Source organism: Clostridium sp. FP1, from assembly GCF_011065975.2.
Classification (GTDB): Bacteria; Bacillota; Clostridia; order Clostridiales; family Clostridiaceae; genus Clostridium_AD; species Clostridium_AD tagluense.
Map to the genome: position 1 here is coordinate 2,669,184 of NZ_JAAMNJ020000001.1, position 20,432 is coordinate 2,689,615.

At 31.1% G+C, this 20,432-nt stretch carries 23 protein-coding genes; all 23 read left to right on the plus strand.

What is annotated here, in order from left to right; genetic code table 11:
• Positions 1-110 precede the first annotated feature (110 nt).
• The 23 genes from G9F70_RS12780 to G9F70_RS12890 all read left to right on the plus strand — a co-directional run bounded on the left by G9F70_RS12780 (position 111) and on the right by G9F70_RS12890 (position 20,157).
• Positions 111-467 (plus strand): DUF2500 family protein, encoded by a 357-nt coding sequence (locus G9F70_RS12780; RefSeq protein ID WP_164948057.1) that lies wholly within the window; start codon positions 111-113, stop codon positions 465-467.
• Between the two features lie 502 nt (positions 468-969).
• Complete coding sequence (locus G9F70_RS12785) at positions 970-2,361, plus strand: transposase (protein ID WP_164948120.1); 1,392 nt, start codon at positions 970-972, stop codon at positions 2,359-2,361.
• A gap of 127 nt (positions 2,362-2,488) precedes the next feature.
• Positions 2,489-3,250, plus strand: a complete 762-nt coding sequence (locus tag G9F70_RS12790) for a GNAT family N-acetyltransferase (protein WP_164947273.1) — start codon at positions 2,489-2,491, stop codon at positions 3,248-3,250.
• A 366-nt stretch (positions 3,251-3,616) separates the two neighbouring features.
• Positions 3,617-4,159, plus strand: coding sequence for a chloramphenicol phosphotransferase CPT family protein (locus G9F70_RS12795; protein WP_164947274.1), 543 nt, complete (start codon positions 3,617-3,619; stop codon positions 4,157-4,159).
• A 213-nt stretch (positions 4,160-4,372) separates the two neighbouring features.
• On the plus strand, positions 4,373-4,930 hold the full coding sequence (locus G9F70_RS12800; protein ID WP_164947275.1) for a GNAT family N-acetyltransferase: 558 nt from the start codon (positions 4,373-4,375) through the stop codon (positions 4,928-4,930).
• 334 nt (positions 4,931-5,264) lie between these two features.
• The gene (locus G9F70_RS12805; RefSeq protein WP_164947276.1) at positions 5,265-5,798 is read left to right on the plus strand and encodes a GNAT family N-acetyltransferase; all 534 of its coding nucleotides are present in this window, start codon (positions 5,265-5,267) and stop codon (positions 5,796-5,798) included.
• 694 nt (positions 5,799-6,492) lie between these two features.
• Complete coding sequence (locus G9F70_RS12810; protein ID WP_164947277.1) at positions 6,493-7,320, plus strand: sugar phosphate isomerase/epimerase family protein; 828 nt, start codon at positions 6,493-6,495, stop codon at positions 7,318-7,320.
• Between the two features lie 683 nt (positions 7,321-8,003).
• Positions 8,004-9,038: an MFS transporter gene (locus tag G9F70_RS12815; protein ID WP_318011016.1), complete on the plus strand. Its 1,035-nt coding sequence runs from the start codon at positions 8,004-8,006 to the stop codon at positions 9,036-9,038.
• A gap of 382 nt (positions 9,039-9,420) precedes the next feature.
• Complete coding sequence (locus G9F70_RS12820) at positions 9,421-9,855, plus strand: hypothetical protein (RefSeq protein WP_164947278.1); 435 nt, start codon at positions 9,421-9,423, stop codon at positions 9,853-9,855.
• A complete protein-coding gene (locus tag G9F70_RS12825; RefSeq protein WP_164947279.1) occupies positions 9,840-10,163 on the plus strand; it encodes a GNAT family N-acetyltransferase in 324 nt (107 codons plus the stop codon). The genes G9F70_RS12820 and G9F70_RS12825 overlap by 16 nt, the downstream gene beginning before the upstream one ends.
• A 365-nt stretch (positions 10,164-10,528) precedes the next feature.
• Positions 10,529-10,714, plus strand: coding sequence for an LITAF-like zinc ribbon domain-containing protein (locus G9F70_RS12830; protein WP_125000892.1), 186 nt, complete (start codon positions 10,529-10,531; stop codon positions 10,712-10,714).
• Between the two features lie 83 nt (positions 10,715-10,797).
• Entirely contained in the window at positions 10,798-11,094 is a 297-nt protein-coding gene (locus G9F70_RS12835) for a DUF2085 domain-containing protein (RefSeq protein ID WP_224617553.1), read from the plus strand.
• 107 nt (positions 11,095-11,201) lie between these two features.
• On the plus strand, positions 11,202-11,765 hold the full coding sequence (locus G9F70_RS12840) for a hypothetical protein (RefSeq protein ID WP_164947280.1): 564 nt from the start codon (positions 11,202-11,204) through the stop codon (positions 11,763-11,765).
• A gap of 284 nt (positions 11,766-12,049) precedes the next feature.
• Complete coding sequence (locus tag G9F70_RS12845) at positions 12,050-12,568, plus strand: GNAT family N-acetyltransferase (RefSeq protein WP_224617554.1); 519 nt, start codon at positions 12,050-12,052, stop codon at positions 12,566-12,568.
• A 495-nt stretch (positions 12,569-13,063) separates the two neighbouring features.
• Positions 13,064-13,708: an alpha/beta hydrolase gene (locus tag G9F70_RS12850; protein ID WP_164947281.1), complete on the plus strand. Its 645-nt coding sequence runs from the start codon at positions 13,064-13,066 to the stop codon at positions 13,706-13,708.
• A 344-nt stretch (positions 13,709-14,052) separates the two neighbouring features.
• Positions 14,053-14,865 carry a DUF4037 domain-containing protein gene (locus G9F70_RS12855; protein ID WP_164947282.1) on the plus strand — a complete coding sequence of 271 codons (813 nt, stop codon included), beginning with the start codon at positions 14,053-14,055 and terminating at the stop codon, positions 14,863-14,865.
• 380 nt (positions 14,866-15,245) lie between these two features.
• Complete coding sequence (locus G9F70_RS12860) at positions 15,246-15,950, plus strand: HAD family hydrolase (protein WP_164947283.1); 705 nt, start codon at positions 15,246-15,248, stop codon at positions 15,948-15,950.
• A 167-nt stretch (positions 15,951-16,117) separates the two neighbouring features.
• Positions 16,118-16,645, plus strand: coding sequence for a GNAT family N-acetyltransferase (locus G9F70_RS12865; RefSeq protein ID WP_164947284.1), 528 nt, complete (start codon positions 16,118-16,120; stop codon positions 16,643-16,645).
• Positions 16,646-16,745: 100 nt separating this feature from the next.
• Positions 16,746-17,183, plus strand: coding sequence for a VOC family protein (locus tag G9F70_RS12870; RefSeq protein WP_164947285.1), 438 nt, complete (start codon positions 16,746-16,748; stop codon positions 17,181-17,183).
• 185 nt (positions 17,184-17,368) lie between these two features.
• Positions 17,369-17,929 carry a GNAT family N-acetyltransferase gene (locus G9F70_RS12875; protein ID WP_164947286.1) on the plus strand — a complete coding sequence of 187 codons (561 nt, stop codon included), beginning with the start codon at positions 17,369-17,371 and terminating at the stop codon, positions 17,927-17,929.
• A gap of 197 nt (positions 17,930-18,126) precedes the next feature.
• Positions 18,127-18,462 carry a hypothetical protein gene (locus G9F70_RS12880; protein WP_224617555.1) on the plus strand — a complete coding sequence of 112 codons (336 nt, stop codon included), beginning with the start codon at positions 18,127-18,129 and terminating at the stop codon, positions 18,460-18,462.
• The gene (locus tag G9F70_RS12885) at positions 18,384-19,025 is read left to right on the plus strand and encodes an NAD-dependent epimerase/dehydratase family protein (protein ID WP_224617556.1); all 642 of its coding nucleotides are present in this window, start codon (positions 18,384-18,386) and stop codon (positions 19,023-19,025) included. The genes G9F70_RS12880 and G9F70_RS12885 overlap by 79 nt, the downstream gene beginning before the upstream one ends.
• A gap of 148 nt (positions 19,026-19,173) precedes the next feature.
• The gene (locus G9F70_RS12890) at positions 19,174-20,157 is read left to right on the plus strand and encodes a M23 family metallopeptidase (RefSeq protein ID WP_164947287.1); all 984 of its coding nucleotides are present in this window, start codon (positions 19,174-19,176) and stop codon (positions 20,155-20,157) included.
• Positions 20,158-20,432: the final 275 nt, after the last annotated feature.

The following is a 20,432-nucleotide window of genomic DNA, read 5'->3' on the forward strand; positions in this document are numbered from 1 at the left end:
AATTTAGAACAAGAAATTGATTGCTCATAAGTTATTGGTTTTGAACTAATTGAGACGTAGTAAAAAAATGAATTACTATCAAGACAAACACTATGAGAAGGAGTTACAATATGAATTCTACTGAAAAGTTTACTATGATATATCTTATGTTCGTTTTAGTTGGTATTCCAGTGCTTTTTTTCATACTAATTGTTTGGGGAATACCATGGATTATTAGGCAACTAACTTATGAGGTATGTACATATAAAACGATAATAATAGATGATAAAGCAGATGTAATTTTTAGTCAAGGACGTTATTTACTAAACTCCTCTATTATATACTTGTTATCTTTCAAGTTTGAAGATGAGGAAATAATACAATTTTCACTTCCGCGTAAAGAGTATAAGAAGCATCATATAGGCGATGTTGGAGAATTAACTTTTCAAGGAGCTAAATTTATTAGTTTTATAAAAATACAAGATTAATTTATTGCAAGCCGGAATAGGTCTTATTTAAAGTGTAGGAGTTAAAACTCCGTATAACAAAATGTCGCCGTTCGCCTTGGCTGGAGAGTCCTCTGAGTAAAGACAATCTATACATGCAAGTGCATATTTCAAACTTAGAAAATTATAAACCATAGCCAAGACACATTCCTTCACCAAGCGCGTCGCGCTAAGGTTCAGGAACATCGGCAATTCCGTTAACGATTCACGTAAATGCCCCAGCTAGCCGAGTCGGAGTCACTTCGGCAAGCCAGACGTTATACGGAATTTATAACAAAAAAAGTGATTGCTCACAGATTAGTGGAAATGGTCTTTTTAAGACGCAATTGTAGATTATAACTCAAACTTCGCACATAAAAACATGACTTAGACCATTGAAAAATCAAGGATCCACAGTGTTTTAATATAGAAAAATCCTCTCAAAAATGATATAATGTAAGTAGTGACAAATACAAAAATATCATATTTAGGAGGATTCATTCATATGAACAATATACCACAAAACAGTCAAAATGAAAATGATTTTATGAAGTCTATAATGAATTTTATTAAACAATTTAAGGTTATTAGTGCTTTAAAAAAAGCAAATTGTTATAAAGAAAAAGGTATATGTGTTCGTGATATTTTTTGCTATTTACTTCAGATTGTTTATACAGGCAAAAGCATGTATATGAGTTATCAAACTGAAAGTAATGCTCCTAAATTTGGTAAAGATGTAGTATACAGATTCTTAAATTCAATGTACATAAACTGGCAATCATTCTTGTTAAAATTATCAGGAACTATTATAAATGAGAGTTTAGTAAACCTTACTTCTGAAAAACGTATCAACGCAATAGTTGTTGATGATTCTTTTTATGGTAGACTTAGAAGCAAAAATGTTGAATTACTTTCTAATGTAAATGACCATGCAAGCAAAGGTCAAAAATATAAAAAAGGATTTAGAATGCTTACTCTTGGATGGACTGATGGTAATACATTTTTACCTATTTTATTTAACTTACAAAGTTCAGAAAAGCAAAAAAATAGATACTGCGAAATGAAAGAAGGTTTAAACAAGAACACAATTGCATATAAACGTAGAAAACAAGCAATATCAAAGTCTACAGATGTTATGATTGAAATGCTAGAAGCTACTGTAAAGGCTGGCATTCCAGCAAAACATGTATTATTTGATAGTTGGTTTTCTTATCCTGTTACCATAATTAGAATATTTAAGCTTAAGCTACATACTGTAGGTAGGCTTAAAAACACTACAAAAATAAAGTACATTTTTGAAGGTGAAAGAAAAACTTTAGCTCAGATATACAAAGAAAAAAGAAAACGTCCAGGGAAATCAAAATATCTTTTATCAGTAATGGCACAAATATATGATGCTAACAATAATACATTGGATGTAAAAATAGTATTTGTGCGTGACCGTAATAATAAAAAGAAATGGATAGCAATTATTTCTACTGATTTAAGCTTATCCGAGGAAGAAATTATAACACTTTACGGTAAACGTTGGAGCATTGAAGTTTTCTTTAAAGTATGCAAATCCTATTTGAATCTTGGAAAGGAATTTCAAGGTCTTTCTTATGATTCAATGATTGCACATACTTCAATTGTGATGGTTCGATATATGATGCTTGCTGTTGAAAACAGAAATAATAAGGATTCACGTACAATGGGAGAAATATTTTTTCTAGCTTTTGATGAGCTTAAAGATATTCAATTTTCAGAAGTATTAGAAATAATCTTCAACATTCTACAAGAAACGCTGCAAGAATTATTGTTTTTAACTGTGGCGCAAATAGATAGTTTTATTGCCGCTTTTATTATAAAACTACCTAAATATATTTCAAGGAAATTCACTGCTAAAAAGATAGCTTAAAATCAAATTTTATCACTGTTTTAAGCCATCTTACCATTGATTTACAAGGTGTTATAGCTGTTTTTTTCCTGCGAAGTATGAGATTATAACGAAAAAAATTATTAATATTCTATGTTAGGAGAATGATATGATTAAAATTGAAAAAAATAAGATTAATTATGAAAATCTGTTTAGCAGGTATAAGGATAATATCCCTGTTATATACTCATCATTGGAAGGACAGTATAATGGGGAACTATATGTTGATAATGAGGTTGAGAGTGAATATGCCTTTTTAGTAACCCCATTTGATTTTAGTTTTATAGCGGGCAATCCTAAGTCAGAAGGTGTTGCAGAGCAAATTCATCAATTATTATTTGATGAATTATTGAAAGGAATGGGACAAAAAGAGGCAATTGTATTTTGCCCAGATGAAGAGTGGTATTCTATATTGGATAAAGTATTTGATAGGCATAATGGAATTAAAGATGGAAGAAAAATATTTTCATTGAATTTAAAAAAATTTAACAAGTGTAAAAAAGAAATGAAGCATAATGATGAGGTGCGCACTGAAATCTTTTACGAGCATGAATGTGGATCTACTATAGATTATCCAGTTTGTCGTGTATTTAAAAATGATACTTGTGTTAGCTTTTGTTCAGCATTTATGCTGGGCAAAAACTATGCAGAATTGGATGTATCCACAGAAACTGAATTTCGTGGAAATGGATATGCAAAAATAGCTTCAATAACTTTAATTTCAGAACTTCTTGAAAAAGATATTATACCAAATTGGTGTACCTGGCCATACCGTATTGAATCACAGCTATTAGCAAAAACAATTGGATTTGACCCTAAACATGATGTACGAGCATATATATGGGTTGAAGAAGAATGTGGAGAATTATAAGAATAATCCATTCACAAAATAATACGCACTCTAAAATAAACACGCCCATATATCATCTGCCCACATTTGGAGTAAATGAAGATTATACTAGACCAGAAATTAGAGTGAAAAAGAGTGGTTATCACTATGTTATTTCAGAAAAAAGACAGGAGATCAAGATTTTAGAAGATTACTATTTAATAAACAGTTAGAACTTATTAATTTAATAAGTGAAGAGTTTTCACTATTGTTGAAAACAGAAATTGAAGTGATATTAAAAAAGTATCCCTTCAAAGATTAAATATACTTAAATTAGCGTGCTAAACATACGAGATTAAAAACTATAAGCAGTTGTTTGGAAAATATAGGTTAATAAGGAGATGAAAAATGAATCAAGGGAAAATCATTTTTCTAAATGGAGTTTCAAGTTCAGGAAAATCAACATTATCAAATGAATTGGTTAAAATGATGCCTAGCTATTTTCACATTAGTATAGATGATTTTGATATTTTTATAGATAGAATGGAAGATAGAAAAAATAATCACTTAATACCTGTTGAAACAGGGTACTTTTTTCATCGTACAATTGCAATGTTTTCAGATAAAGGTGTTAATCTTGTAGTAGATCATATTTTACATGATGATTTCACAAGAGAAGATTGCTTCAAGGTATTATCCGATTATCCAGTTTTATTTGTTGGTGTACATTGTCCTATGGAGGAACTAGACCGAAGGGAAAAAGCAAGGGAAGATAGAAATATCGGACAGGCTAAAGAACAGTTAGAGTATGTACATAAATCTGAAATCTACGACATAGAAATAAACACTTTCCTTGAGGGTGTTGACGAAAATTCAAATAAAGTTATTGAAGCGTTAAATAATGCAGAATATCATAATGGATGGTTGCATACAAGTAAAAATTTAAAATAAATGGATATTCATAAATGAGAAGAGTGTTTTAAAATAATTTTTTTTAGAATTTCAGTTTTTAAATTAGCTGTGTATCGTAAATGTAGTGGCTACGGGACGGCACATAATAAAATAGCTTAGAAGTTTTTGGACTTGGTTTTATTAAACGAAATAGTAAGATAATATGAATGAAAATTTTTTGTATTGAATGACTGAAAGCGGGAGGATACGGTAATGGAAATAAGATTTTTGCTTACTGAAAATATTAGTGAAAAAGAAAATAAAGAAGTAACGGAAATAAATAATATATGTTTTGCAGATGTTCCTGATGAAGATTGCGAACTAGATTTTGTTGATGTTAGTCTTGGAAAATTTCTTATGTATCATAATGATAAAGCAATTGGTAGTGTCGGCATACATAAAAGGAAAGCCGAATATGACAGAGAAGAGTATATTTTAGGTGGCTTTGGAGCTTTGGCAATATTGCCTCAATATAGAGGAAATGGATACGGAAAAGTGTTGGCAGAAAAAGCCATTGAAAAACTATATGAAATAAATTGTGATGTTGCATGTTTATGTGTTGACAGAAAACATAATGCCTATAAATTATATCAGGTATTAGGATATACATTTCTTCAGAGGGATGCATATTTTATTGATGCTCTTGGTAAAGAAAAAACAAATGATTCTGTTATGATATTAGAAATAAAGAATAATGAACTAGCAGATAAAATTTTATATACCAACTACAAATTTCATTACGGCAAAGGTAAAGGTAAAGGTTATTGGTAAAAGATACACATAAAGGTTCGTTTTTTATCTATTTTACAGAAAATTCATTTATTACGAAACAAGTATAAATATATGGAAAGTAGACTCAGCTTAAAGTGTAGTGGCTAAAACTACGTATAACAAAATACTCCCGTTCGCTGCGCACATTTGCCAGCCTAAGATAGGAGCTATCTAAAGCTGGCAAACGTCGGGAGTAAGAAATGTTGTGTGACATTTCAGGTTTACCTGAAATTATCTTACGCAGTTAATGATTTTTAGCTATTTAAATATAACGGATAAGTGACATTGGTTTTTATTATATAATTAATACTAATAATTAATTGGAGGGATTAGAATGTTATTTAATGATATAAAAACAGAAAGATTATTTCTTAAAAATATAGCTATTGACGATAGAAATTTTATATTCAGTCAGTTTTCAAATGATGTAGTGACTAGATACCTATTTGATAGGGAGCCAGTAACTGACATGGAAGGTGCAGATGAAATCATTACATTTTATATACAGCCTGAATCACGATTGCAACACCGTTGGATTATCGTGCGGAAATCAGATGGCATGAAAATGGGAACATGTGGGTTTCATTGCTGGAATCAGAAAGATTGTAAGATTGAAGTCGGTTATGACCTCAAAGAAGAATTCTGGGGAAATGGTTATATGCAAGAAGCAATGAAAGAGATCATCGCAATCGCTATGGACTCTATGCACATAAAAGAGATAAATGCATGTATTTATATTGAAAATCAAAGGTCAATCCGTCTTGCGGAAAGCCTTGGTTTTGTTTTATCTGGTTCAAGGTATGAATTGTTTAGAGAGAAGGAGTACTTACATAATAGATACTCGCTTTATATTCCCAAATTAATATAATCTATGGTTGCTATTAAGTTGCATAATTCATATATAGGCAAGTAAACTTACTCCCACCTCAGAGGTTGGAGCTTCGTGGATAATATCCTCTAATTAGGACAAATTCATCACGCTAACTGGGTAGAACCAAACCTTATTCATTAATGGAACCTTGAATACTTTACGCAGAGAAGGTATAGCTTGGTTATCGCTTTTTTTATATTCCCTCTCTGCAACCTTATATATTCAGTTTATCAAAGAACATTTATACATTATTATTATAACCAATCTTACAAAATAATCATTATAAATAGTATCGAACTATTTATAATGATGTGCTATTCATCACCCACTTAATATGTAGGTGAATTCCGCACAAAATCAGTTAAATCATGAATGGATTAGTGGAAATCCAACGCTATATAGAGAATGCAAGACCTGAAACATCACATAACAAAATGTTGCCGCCAGCCTTGGCTGGTGGACTATTTTTATGTAGCAACATGTAAAATCATTACTTATAATCTATATATAGGTTAGCACTTAACCCAATACCAAGGCATATTTCCCAGCCCAAGTGCGATCGCACTAGGGTTTGGAAACGTCGGCAACAAGAAACGTTAGAAGACATGCCACATTTATTAAAAATCACTTCTACCTATGAGTTTTATATGTAAACCATAAAATTACTTCAAAGTTAAAGGGGATGTTATTCATGAAGGAAAGGAACAGAGTTTTTTGTTCAACAGGAGTTATAACTGAGTATCCTTATCAATCTGATTACAAAATAATATTAGAAGATGGTCAAAAATTATCTGCTGATGGCCTTGAATTAGTTATGTACCCTAACTGGTATAGTGAAATTGAAACTATAACGGATAAGTTATATAAAAGTGGATTGAAATTTCCAGTAATACATGCTGATAAGGATATAGGCACGCTTATTACTGAATTAAATACTATTAATCACAGAAATGGAATTGATATATTAAAACTGAATTGTGAGGTTGCAAAAGAACTTAACGCAAAATTAATGGTTTTACATTTATGGGGTCTTCCTCTATCAGATGATAAATTTCAAAATAATATTATTGCATTTGAGGAATGTTTAAATATAGCTGATAAATATGGAATATGTTTAGCTGTGGAGACGGTACCGTGTAGAAAATCTGACCCAATAAGCAATTTGAAAAAACTTGTAGATGTATATCCTCAAACAAAAGTTGTATTGGATCTTAGAATGATATCTTACCATGATTTATTATGGAAGACTTTTGATACAGATTGGTTATGGGAGAAACAATGCATTACACATTTGCATATTCACGATTATAAAGGGAAAGCGTATTCAGTAGATTCATTAAAGAACTATCTTTTACCAGGAGATGGTGAGATAGATTTTATATGCTTATTTAATAAGTTAAAAGAAGTGAATTTTAAAGGCACGCTATCTCTTGAAAGCAAATCTCTTTTGGAAGATGGGACCGTTAATTTTACTGAAGTAAATAAATGCTTAAATTATTTAAAGAAAGCTCTCGATTAGGAAAATATAATAGGGTTAAAATAAATGAATCTTAAAATGAAAACACTAGTAGCTTTGGTGTAATAGGGCATATCTTCTAACAAAAAATTTCCATTTGGTGCGCACATCCCTTCACCGAGTGCAGTCACCGCCTACGAAAAAATGTTCTGATGGTCCGGTTCAGTGACGTTGGAAATATGAGACGTTAGTGGAAATGGCATATTAATTAAAGTTTTAGTTTCGCACTAATTTATTAATCAATACTAGCTTGTAAAAAAGTAATCAGTAAGGAGAAATTATATGATATGTAGATAAATTAAGTGTTATTCTTTAAATTTTCAATAAAATAAATTGATAATGCTTGAAGAAATTCTGAGGTGAAGTTGACTTTTATACAAAAATAAGTTTAGAGATATCAATGGATTAAGAGTTTTCGAGAGCATACAGTAATTAATAAGAGGTGATTAAGTGTATAATAAATATTTTAAAGAATCGAAGAATGAACATAGTTCAGTTCTAAGACTGCTTCCACAACGATTGGGAAATTCTATCTCGAAACAGTTGCCCCTTGAATTTCTTATTTTCCTAATTGGACAGCTAGTTTCGAGATTAGGTGACGCACTTTACACCTTTGCCATACCGTGGATTTCATATGAACTAACACATTCAGTTATTGTTATGGGCTCAATGTATGCAGTCAGTGTATTCCCATTGTGTTATTTGGTCCAATAATTGGCATGTTTGTTGATCACTGGGATCGTCGACGACTGATGATCTTCGCTGATGTAACACGAGCGATTCTAGTCGCTTTCGTTCCATTCATGCAAATGCTGGGCATCTTGCAACTTTGGCAACTCTATGTTGTATCATTTCTTTTGGCAGGGTTGTCATTACTTTTTGACGTGTCGGTTGTAGCTGTTATCCCCAATATAGTAGGCAATAAAAACCTTACTAAGGCAAATGCATCGTATCAATTAGTCAATCAAGCCGGTGATTTAATTGGTCCTATTCTTGCCGGTATTATGATAACCACTCTCGGAGGCTACCGTACGTTATGGTTTGATGTCGTATCTTTCGCAGGGACATTATGGGCTATATGGAGAATAAAGACCTTGGTAAAACCGGTTGCAAAAACGCGATTAAACGAGATTTTTCATGGAATGGGGGAGGGACTGCATTTTTTAATTCATGACAAGTTGAATTTTAGTCTCTCCCTACAGGCCATGATTGGCAACTTTGGGTACAGTGCAGCCTATGGAGTTTTGATGTTCTATCTCCTCTCCACACTCCATCTAAATGCGGCCCAAATTAGCTACAACTACGCGTTTCTTGGACTTGGTGGTTTAGTGGGAAGTATTATTATAGTTCCTTTGGAACGCTATTTTCGACGGGGAGTACTTATACCTATACTTTTAATTGTAGGCACATGTGGTTTTCTATATGCATTAGTTACACGATTTTGGCTAGGTCCAGGAATCGCCTTTGGTATCGTTACAATCTGCAATGTGGCATGGAACACGCTTTCGACATCGATACGGCAGGAAACTGTCCCTTCGAATATGTTAGGAAGAGTGCTTGGTTTCTCTCGTGTGTTTACCCGCCTGGCTATGCCACTTGGCATGATGGTAGGTAGTTTAGTTTCGAATTCAATCAGTCCAGTTGCAGTATTCGCGATTGCCGCTGTTTCCAAGGGAATTGAGGTTTCAATTGCCTTATGCTCCCCAATTCACAAGTTATAAAAACTTTACCAAAACTGTAATATGGATGAGGTGTTGCTTAAGATGGATTTAAAGTTGAGTGAAAAAGTCGTTGTAGTTGAAGCAGCAAGCCGCGGTTTGAGCTGTTCGGTTGCTGACAGAAGGTGCTGGAGTTATGATCGCTTGATAGAAAGTGCAAGGCCTAAAACATCTCATAACAAAATACTCCCCTTCGCTGCGCACATTTGCCAGCCTAAGATAAGAGCTAACTAAGAGACCTCAATTTTTATTCTTTAGAGCAATAAAAATTAGTACAGCTACAAAAATTAATCCATAATGGCGTTATTTTATAAGCGAAACCAAAGAGTTATGTTGGTTTAGTTAATGAAGTATTTTTCAATTGTATTTTAAGAAAGGGGATAATATGGAACAGATTAAACTAACCAAAAGACTACAGAGAATTTTTTCATTAGCAGAAAATTTAATTAATAATGATAATAGAGCAATTTTATATCCCATCCATCTATTTATTGCCGCGCTACAAGTGAAAACAGGCGTATTGGGTGAATTAAATCTTAAGTTGCCTATAGATATAAATTCATTAATGAAAATCTCAAATCAGTTACAATTTGATGGTAAAGAATATATTCATCACTATTTTAATAGCAAAGTTTCCAATAAAACAATTCAAGTTTTAAAAGAGGCAGAAACGATTATGAATTTGTATGGGCAGATATATTTGAATGAAGGACATATCATTAAGGCGATATTTGTTTCGGATAATGAGGTTAGAGATTTTTTCAGTTATGAGGAAAGAGAGCAACTCTTTCAGATACAGACGAATTGTTCAGTTTTATAGAAAAAGAATTTAATAATAAATGGCTATGTAACATAAAAAGTGGATTTTGTAAAGAAATAATCCCCATTTATATTGCAATTGAAGAGGATGAGGTAATTGGGTTTGGGGCATATGACATAGTCAAAAAAGGTTTGTTTGGACCACTGGGAATAAAGATGGCATATAGGAAGAAAAATGTAGGATACACAATTTTACATAGTTGCTTAAATGACATGAATAATGATGGATATAAATATGCCATTATTGATGAAGCTGGTCCAATAGAATTCTATGAAGAAACTTGTGGAGCTACTATAATACATAAATAATTGCTTCGATATAAAAAATTTCGTGAAGAGGGTCAATCTACTTCCTATAACAAAATACTCCCGTTCGTTTTGGCATGAAAAGACTGCTAAAACACATTCTTTCGCCAAGCGCAGTCGCGCTTGGGCTCAAGAACGTCGGCAACAAGAAATGTTATACGTAATTTTAGTTAAAAAGAGCGATTTATTGAAAGTTCATGAGTTTGTTTTTATTAAGACACAATTTATTTATAGAACTAACCCGTAAAATCTAAAATATGAACAATATTCTTTAATACTATTTTAAAGCTTTTGGAGAATTATGAAGGATTTTTTTACAATATGTAGAATAGTTTTATATAAAACGTAATTTTAAGGAGGAACTTGTCATGGCGTGTCCTAATTGTGGTAGTGAAAATATTCAAGTAGTATCTGAATCAAAGGGTTTTGGGGCAGGAAAAGGATGTTGTGGATTCATAATCTTTGGTTGGGTAGGCTTATTATGTGGACTTTGCGGTATGGGAAAAAGTAAAATAAAAAGAGTTTGTGCTAATTGTGGCAATGTAATGGATTAATGAAATTCATTGATTACCCAAATTATATTAAAAGGACATGGCTATTTTTTTATAAGCTAGGGGCTGCAGGTGGATGTCACCAGATGCCCAAAAGAAGTTTTCGCTTTTTTGATATGCAATTTCCAGTATGCGTAAGGTGTACAGGTGTCTACCTTGGCCAAATTATTGCAATACCATTCTTTTTAACGAATACAGTTTTAAAATTATATATTTGTTTTTTATTTATAGTTATTATGTTCTGTGATTGGTTAATTCAATTTTTAAACATTAAGGAGTCTACGAATTTCAGAAGATTTATTACTGGTAGTATTGCTGGTATAGGACTTATGGGCTTATATTTTAATATATTTAAATTTTTATTGGCATTCATACGTTTATAGAATTTTTTGCTCTGGTTCGCCAGGGCTTTTTAAATTTTAGACCAAGTCTAATAGAATTTTAAGGGATCCTTTATTATTAAGAAAATTATTAGAATTGGAGGATTACAATGGACAGCAAAAAGACGTTAGTAATTGCGATTGCAGCAGTTTCAGGTGGTGGAAAAACCACTATTACAACTCAGTTGAATAAAAAATTGTATAACTCTAAAGCGTTATTCTTTGATGATTATGAATTTGATGGTCCCGATGACATATGTGATTGGGTTGAGAGAGGTGCAGATTATAATGAATGGAAATTGACACCTTTAATTAATGACTTATGTTCTTTACTTTCTAATCCCGTTTTATCATTAGACTGCATATTACTTGATTATCCATTTGCTTATAAACATAACAAAATGCGTGAATATATAGATTTCACAATATTTATTGATACACCACTCGATATTGCAATGGCTAGGCGTATACTTAGAGAGTTTAAAGGAATTTCTTCTGACAATATACGAAAAGACTTAGATATTTATTTATCATGTGGAAGATTAGCTTATTTAGAAGCGTTGAATTCAATAAAACCAAATTCTGATTTTATAATAGATGGCTCGTTATCCGTAGATGTTATAGTAAATCAGATTTATGAAAGAATTAATGGTATTTCTAAAGAAATTCAATAAAGTCAAGAGTTTTACATGATTAAAACTTGTATTGCACCTTGGTTAAATATTTAATAAAATAGGTTTCGAGTCAAGATAAATTGAATCTTTACAGATATCAATTCGATTATTCAAAAAAGTATTTGAATCAATAGAAGTATCTCTGTCCCAAGCAACATTGCCTGATTTATCAATAAATACTTCATTGAATTTAATCTATGGAGTTGGAAACAAGAAACGTTATCTGACATTGCGCACTAGTCCTCGACACACAAATTATTTATAACATTGGAAGTGAAAAAATAATGATAACAGAAACATTAATTATTCGACTTATAGAAAAGAGTGATTATGATGATATATGTGAATATGGATGTGATGAAGAAACAGGACAGTATATGATCTATTGGCCTAAAACAAAACAGCAAATAAAAGAATTCATTGATAAATGTGTTGCCTCAATAAATTCTGATAAGACAACGTGGTATGAATTTGTAATGCAACTTAAAGATGATTCAAAGGTAATTGGAAATATCACATTGGAGGTTAGCGAAGCAGTAGCTGTGGTTGGATGGATTTCCAACAAGAAATATTGGAATAATGGATATATGAGTGAGGCTGTAAATGCAGTGATTAATTATGCATTTCAGCACCTTGGTATTCATAGGATTATTGCTACTTGTACTGAGAAGAATGTTGCATCATTCAAAGTAATGGAAAAATGTAATATGGTAAAGATAAAAACTGAGAAGAATCAAAAAGCTTTAAGACAAGGCATTGAAGTCACATACAATAAATTAATATATTGTATTGAGAGAGTATGAGAAAAAATTATGGTTATTGGCATTTTCCGTGCACAACATCACATAACAATGTATCACATTCGCTACGCACACCTCTTCACTGGGTGCAAGCACCGCTTCGATGAATGGCTCTGCAGCCACAATTAAGGGACGTCGGAGATACGAGGTGTTATACAAAATTTTGGAGTAAGAGAGTGATAGATTATAAATTTTTAGGTCTGTTTTAATTGTTACATAATTGTAGTAAATTGTACAATTTACTACAATACGTAATTTCTATGTCATAAATATATATTTTGATCGCAAACTTGACTTATGGGCTTGTCTAATAATATGTTTGATTATTAACGACAGATCACACACTTATTATAAATCGAATGTTTTGATACTTCCAATATCTATGGGTATCAAAATTGTTTTAGGTAGTCATCTTGAGAATTTGATTGATAATATCTTTGAGATGATAGTTAAAAATCCAGATAGCTCAAATAATCATAAGTAAGGAGGAAAAATGATATGAAAGGTTTATTTTTATGTGGGTATGGATGTAAACCGTGGATATGGGAAAATATCGAGAAAAGTTTCCGCGATGATGAAAATAACATAAAGTTTATAGAATGGCCAACAAATTCAACTAATTATTTTAATAATATCTCTGATTTTTCAACATGGGTAAAAGATAATTTTATTATTGAAGATGAATATTATGATTTTATAGTTGGACATAGTATGGGAGGTTTAATAGCGTTACATCTTTCTACTTTAAAAAGTTTAAATTTAAAACATATTGTATTAATTGAGTCTTATATAACAAGTCCTGGCAAATTTTTTCAGAACTTATTAATGGAAGATACAAATGGTACTATAAAAGAAAACGTTACAAATATGCTAAATCAAGAATCTAAATACTATTCACCAATTTTAAGAAATCAACTTCAAAATTTAGATTTAACTTGGATGATTAATAAGGCGAACAGCAATATTCATTTCATATATGGTGATAGAGGCATTAATAATAAAGAAATAGTAATAAGTAAATTGGGTATAAATCCAATTATTCAGAAGCATATTGATATTGAAATAGTATCAAATTCATGCCATTTTCCTATGATAGAAAGTAGTGAGAACTTATTAAGTGTTTTAAAAAATATTATTAAATAATTGATTAATGATAACTGGAGTAGATTTTGCTTAAAGTATGGTAGCTAAAACTACGTATAATAAATTGTTGCCGTCCGCCTTGGCTAGAGAGTGATTTTATAAGGTATCGTCATATACTCAAGTATGGTTTAACCCAAGAAAATGATAAACCAACGCCAAGTCACATTGGTTCACCAAGCGCGTCGAGCTAAGGTTCAGAAACGTCGGCAACAAGGAATGTTATACGTAATTTAGATTTAAAAATTGATTGTTCAAAAGTTATTGGACATGGTTTTATTAAGACGCAGTTGTAATTTATCGCAAATCAAATTTCAAATTTCAAATTTCTAAAAGGGGGAGATAACATGGTTCATGATACAGAGAAAATCGTAGATACATTAATGAATAGTATTTCGACAATGAGGGATGTGCAATCAATTGGCATAAGTGGTAGTAAAATTGAGCTTCCCAAGGCAGGAGAGAGTGATATTGATGTTTTTATATATTGTGATATGATACCTGAATTTGAGAAGCGGCAAGCCATGATAAATCAATTAGGAGAGCAGATACAAGAATGTAAAATCAATGTCTTTAAAGAAGGACATTGGGGAATAGGAGATTTTATACTTATAAATGGTATTGAAACTTGGTTAATGTATTTTACAGTAAGTGAAACTTTAATTGATGTAGAATCTATACTCAATGGTGAATATCCAGACAAATTGGATAATTATTATTATCCTATAGGTCGATGTGCCATGTTAAAAAATATCAATGTTTTATACGATAAAAATGATTTTTTATATGCATTGAAAAAAAGATTATCCGAGTATCCTGATAAATTGGCAAAAATACTTATACAATATCATTTGGATGAACTCGAAGATACAGAAGACTTAGAACGTGCTGTAATCAGAAAGGATGTATTTTTTTATCATTTTGCAATGGATATTGCAATTGACCATTTCCTTCAAGCGCTGTTTGCTATTAATAGAACCTATTTCCCAAGCCGAAAAAGAACACTTGATTTTATTAAAAATTTTGATATTAAACCCGAAGGATGTAGCGAAAATTTATTAGAAGTTGTTAAGTTAGGTAGTTTTTCAGAAGGTATTAATCAATCTTTTATGTTGTGGAATAATACGGTTAATGAATTAAAAAAAATGGATAATATCTAATGTTATTAATTTACAATTTTCATATATTGCACCACAATAATTATGTAGTATGAAACATATTCAAGTATAACAAAATGTTGCCGTCCGCTTTGGCTAGTGGACTATTTTTATATAGCAATGTGTAAATTTATGACTTATAATCTATATATAGGGCAACTGATGATCAATCGCCAAGGCACATTCCTTCACTAAGTCCGTCGGGATAATGTTCAGAAACGTCGGCAACAAGGAACATGATCTAAAACACTGAAGAAAGTTTATATATAACTCGCGAATATTTATGTAGGGGATTATTTTGGTTAATAGGCTTTGAGTGTTGCATTGCACGTGGAATTTAAAAATACTATGTTCTTAATCTAAAGGAAGGGATGTAATTATGTATGAAATATGAAGCCATAATATTTGATGTTAGTGATACACTTGTTGAGTATAGTCCAAATTATGCTCGGATTTTTGGAGATAGGTTACGAGGGCTTGGTTTCGAAGTTCCTGAAGAAAAAGCAAAGGAAATTTCAAGAGTAGTAAATTGGTCTATAGGAGAACAAACTCGAAAAGAGCAATGCGGAGAGCCACATATGTCTGATGAAGAATTAAATGCCATGTTAGATAAAGCTGCACTATTATGTGTTACTAACAAAAATATCTGTAATAAAAAGTATTTGATAGACTTAAGTAAGATACATATGCCAAAACAAGAAATGACAATAATTCCTGACGTCATTAATGTTTTAACCGTGCTGAAAAGCAAATATCGTCTAGCTATTGTATCAAATCATTATTCTTGGTTAATGGATTATTTAAGGACATGCGGTCTTGCTCCACACTTTGAATCTATAGTTATTTCAGATATTGTTGGTGTAGCAAAGCCAACCATACGTATAATGCAAATTGTCCTTGATGAACTTGCTTTGGAAGCAAAAAACTGTCTTTATGTAGGAGATCAACCATTTGATGTATTATGCTCTAAGCAGATAGGAATGGATTGTGCTTGGATTGCTACAGATGAATGTATATTACCAAGATCGATTCCTTATAAAGAAGATTATAGGATTACTAAATTATTAGATTTATTAAATATACTGTAGGTTCTACAGAAAATGATCAAATACTAGTAATTTTGAATCACAAGGGTAGAATATTAGGCAAGTGAACTGATGTTGAAAAAACGGTATCAAGAAACGGGATTTTGGAATGATCTTTTAAGACACAGTTGTAGGTTATTACGATTATTATTAATTGGAGGGATACACATATGGATATCATTTTTGAATTAGGAAAAGCAAAAGATATTGATGAATTAGAACAGCTTTATAACGATTTAAATGACCACTTGGCAAAAGGAGTAAACTATCCTGGGTGGAAAAAGGGTATATACCCTGTTCGGCAAAATGCAATTGATGGAGTTAAACATGGCAATCTCTATGTATCAAAACATAATGGAAAAATTGTTGGTTCTGTTATTTTAAGCCATGAACCTGAAGCTGCATATTATAAAGCTAAATGGGGATTTGATTTTGACTATGCAGATATTTTTGTTGTATATACATTTGTAGTGCATCCAAAATTTTTGAAATGTGGTGTAGGCAAAGCATTAATGGACTTTTCTATTGAACACAGCATTAAGTCCCAAGCTAAATCAATCAGGTTGGATGTTTACGAATATAATATCCCTGCCATTAGGCTGTATGAAAAATGTGGTTTTAAATATATTGCTACAGTTGACTTGGGACTTGGAAACTACGGGTTGAACTGGTTTAGACTATATGAAAAATTACTGTGAGATAATGAGCATAATATTTATATAGCAGCCTGTAATTTTATGATGTGACTAAAGTTCCAATTTGTATTCTTAAGATATAAATATAAAAGGGATTATTTTTATGAAAAATGTAAAATTAGCAAATATATGTCCAGTATTAATTTCGGAAGATATTATAAAGACAGTAAACTTCTATGTTGAAAAACTTGGATTTAAGTATGCAGAACATTATGATAAAATTGACAACTTTGCAACTATATACAGGGATTCGATTGAATTAGTGATTGTACAATCAAAATTTGGAAAAGTGGAGTCAAATGCAAAAATATATGGCGTAGGCTATGACGTTTACATAGACCACGATACAATTGACGGAGTAAACATGATTTATCAGGAATTTTTTTCAAAAGGGGTTAAAATGGTAGAAGAACCAAGAAGAACAGATTATGGTTCTTATGAATTTGTTATTGAAGATATTGATGGAAGATTGATAGGAATAGGACTTATTTTTGACAACAAAATCTACTTTGAAAATTCAGATGTAAAATTAGGTTTATAGTATATACTTTAATTTATTGAGATAAACGGAATTAATGGTTAAAAGGAGGATTAAGACTTAGAAAAATTTATATCTATGTATAGACACATATGTTTGAATATTACATCTATTTACACCAACTGCAACGGCATTATCATTTATAATTAAGGCGAAATAAGAGGTATTTATAAAAAGGAGTAATAAAAATGTTAACGCATAAGGGTACACAGCAAATAGAAACTGAAAGGCTTATATTGCGTAGATTTAAACTGAGTGATGCGGAATATATGTATAAGAATTGGGCAACTGATAGTGAAGTTTTTAAATTTTTTAGCAAGGATCCTCATAGCGAATTGAGTGAAACAGAGCAAGTTGTTAAAGACTGGATTAATACTTATGCATATGATAATTGCTACAATTGGGCAATTGAATTAAAAGAAATTGGTGAAATAATTGGTCAAATTTCTCTAATGAGTTTGAAGGATAAATACTACTCATGTGATGTTGCATACAATATAGGCAGGTTATTCTGGGGAAAAGGGATTACGGTGGAAGCTTTAAAAGCTGTTATCATCTATATGATTAAAGAGATTGGTATAAACAGAATAGAAGCTAAACATAACACTCTAAATCCAGCGTCAGGTAGGGTGATGCAAAAGGCTGGAATGAAGTTTGAGGGCATTATGAGGCAGGTAAAAATCAATAAGAATGGATGTTTTTATGACTTAGCATTGTATTCCATACTGAAATCTGATTTAAATGCATAGTATGGTATTTAACTATTGTGTAGTACAGAATAACATTTATCACTATATCGGAATATTATTCTAATGCAATCTATATATATGTTATCATTCTACTGCCAGCAAGGCACATTTTTTCACTAAGCGCGTCTTGCTAAGGTTCATGAACGTTGTCAAAAGCAATGTTAAGAGTAATTTTTTATTAAAGAGGAGAATAAAGTATGAAATTTTTAGTCATGGGTGGAACTGAATTTGTAAGCAGTTCATTGACAAAATATTTGATATCAAAAGGATATATCGTGGATATATTTACAAGAGGGATTAAGCCTCTTAAATATGATGGAATTAGAAAACATTTAAAAGGTGATAGAAAATCAATTGAAGATTTAAAAGTAAATATTTCAAATGAAAGATATGACTATATTTTTGACACCTCAGCATATGAAATGAAAGATATGTATTTTGCAGTTCTGGGTCAGTGTATATACCTTCAGATGAGATGGTTACAGAAGAATTTACACGAGGTGAAAATGCAAATTGGGGAAGCTATGGATTAGATAAAAAGAAAGCTGAAGACTATTTATTAGGACTATGGAAAGATGGAAAATTTCCTATAACTATATTTAGACCAACTTACATATATGGACAAGATAATAATTTATATAGAGAAACCTATTTGTTTGATAGGGTAACCAAGGGGTTAGATGTTCCTATACCAAATGGAAATCAAGAGACACAATTTGTATATATAAGCGATTTAGTTAAAATATTTGAAAGTGCTATACATAAAGATAAAACAGTAGGACAAGCATATAATGTAACTCATCCCGAGTTAGTAACTTGGCAACAGTTAGTTGAAACAACTATGAAGGTAGTGAATAGAAAAGTAAATATAAAGAAAGTGGATAATAGAAAAATAAATATAAGTGCAAGAGAATATTTTCCTTTTAGGAATGTTACATATTTGTTAGATACAAAAAAAGCTGAAGCAGATGGATTATATATGCCACAAATTGATTTATACCAGGGATTAGAACTAGCATATAAATGGTATTGTAAAGCTAAGCCAGAATTAAAAGATGCAAAAATGAATAAAATTCATTTAGCGTTAGAAATATAGAAAAGACTACGCACCGGATATTTTAGTTCCGCTAATAAAAAAGTGATAGTACGCATTTATTCTAGTAAGGTTTTGCGTATTAACATAGAACTCACCTTAAGACCATGGTAAAAAATATATATATTTAAACTTTGAAAGGATGTAGAATATGAAAGTAAATCGTATAACAGCTTTAGCTTTCTTTTTTATGAGTATAATAGTAATACCTTTATTTTTTTTAGGATGGATTCTAATTGGAAAAGATAGCAGTAAATTAATATGGTTAATGAAGATAGTAATTTGTGGTTTATATATGCTACTAATCTTTATTATAGGTTATTGGGGCTTTATTTGTTACTATTTAAGGTATTTATTTGGAATTTTATATGTTATAGTTTCTGTTTTATCAATTTCAGATATGGCAACACTACCGTTTATATACGAAGAAAATGTTACAAAGTTTGTATATAATAATGGATTTTTTATTTTTATTTACTTGTTGGTTACAGGTATCATGATACATTTTATAATAAAGTCAATAACTGCAGTATCTTACAATGGGACTGCAATAAGTCTTGCGTTTCCTTTTAAAAGTGGAAGATATTATGTATTTGAAGGTGGCAATAGCAAAAAATGTAGTTTGATTAACTATCATTTTGCCGGTTCTTCGCATACAAAAAATAATGTTAATAAGTCAATGCAATATGCCACAGATATTGTGAAACTTAATTCTATTGGAAGTTTTGCGAAAAATATATTGCCAAAACAAATAGAAAAATATGCTATATATAAAGAAGCTATATATAGCCCTTGTAATGGAACAATTATTGAAGTAGTAGACAATAGAGATACTGAGGAGCCTTTTTCAGGCAACCATCCATACAATGTGGGTAACAACATCGTTATTCAGAGTAAAGGAATAAATATTGTAATTGGACATATTCAAAGGGATAGTATAAAAGTAAAAGTTGGGGATTTTGTAAATGAAGGTCAACATATAGCTAATGTAGGTAATTCCGGTCTTACTGAATTTCCTCATCTTCATATTCAAGCTATGAAAGTGGTCGAAGGTTCAATATGGAGTGGAGAGGGAATACCAATTCTATTTGATGGTAAGTTCTTGGTTAAAAACACATTGATTACAAAAATATAAACAACATTTGATTGTATTCATATGTATTTTTTTTATATTATTGAATAAGAAGTTGAAGGGTAACAGATATCAATTAAAATAAGCGAAGAACATATCTCATCAGATAACAAAAAATCCCCATTCAGCTTGGCTTGAAAAGATAGCCAAGCTACGACTGCGATATAAGCGAAGTCTCGCTAAGCTTCTCAGCGTTGGGAAATAGTAACGTTATGCATAATTTTAGATAAACAGAGTGACAGCTTAAAAGTTTTTAAATTTGATTTTATTGAGACATT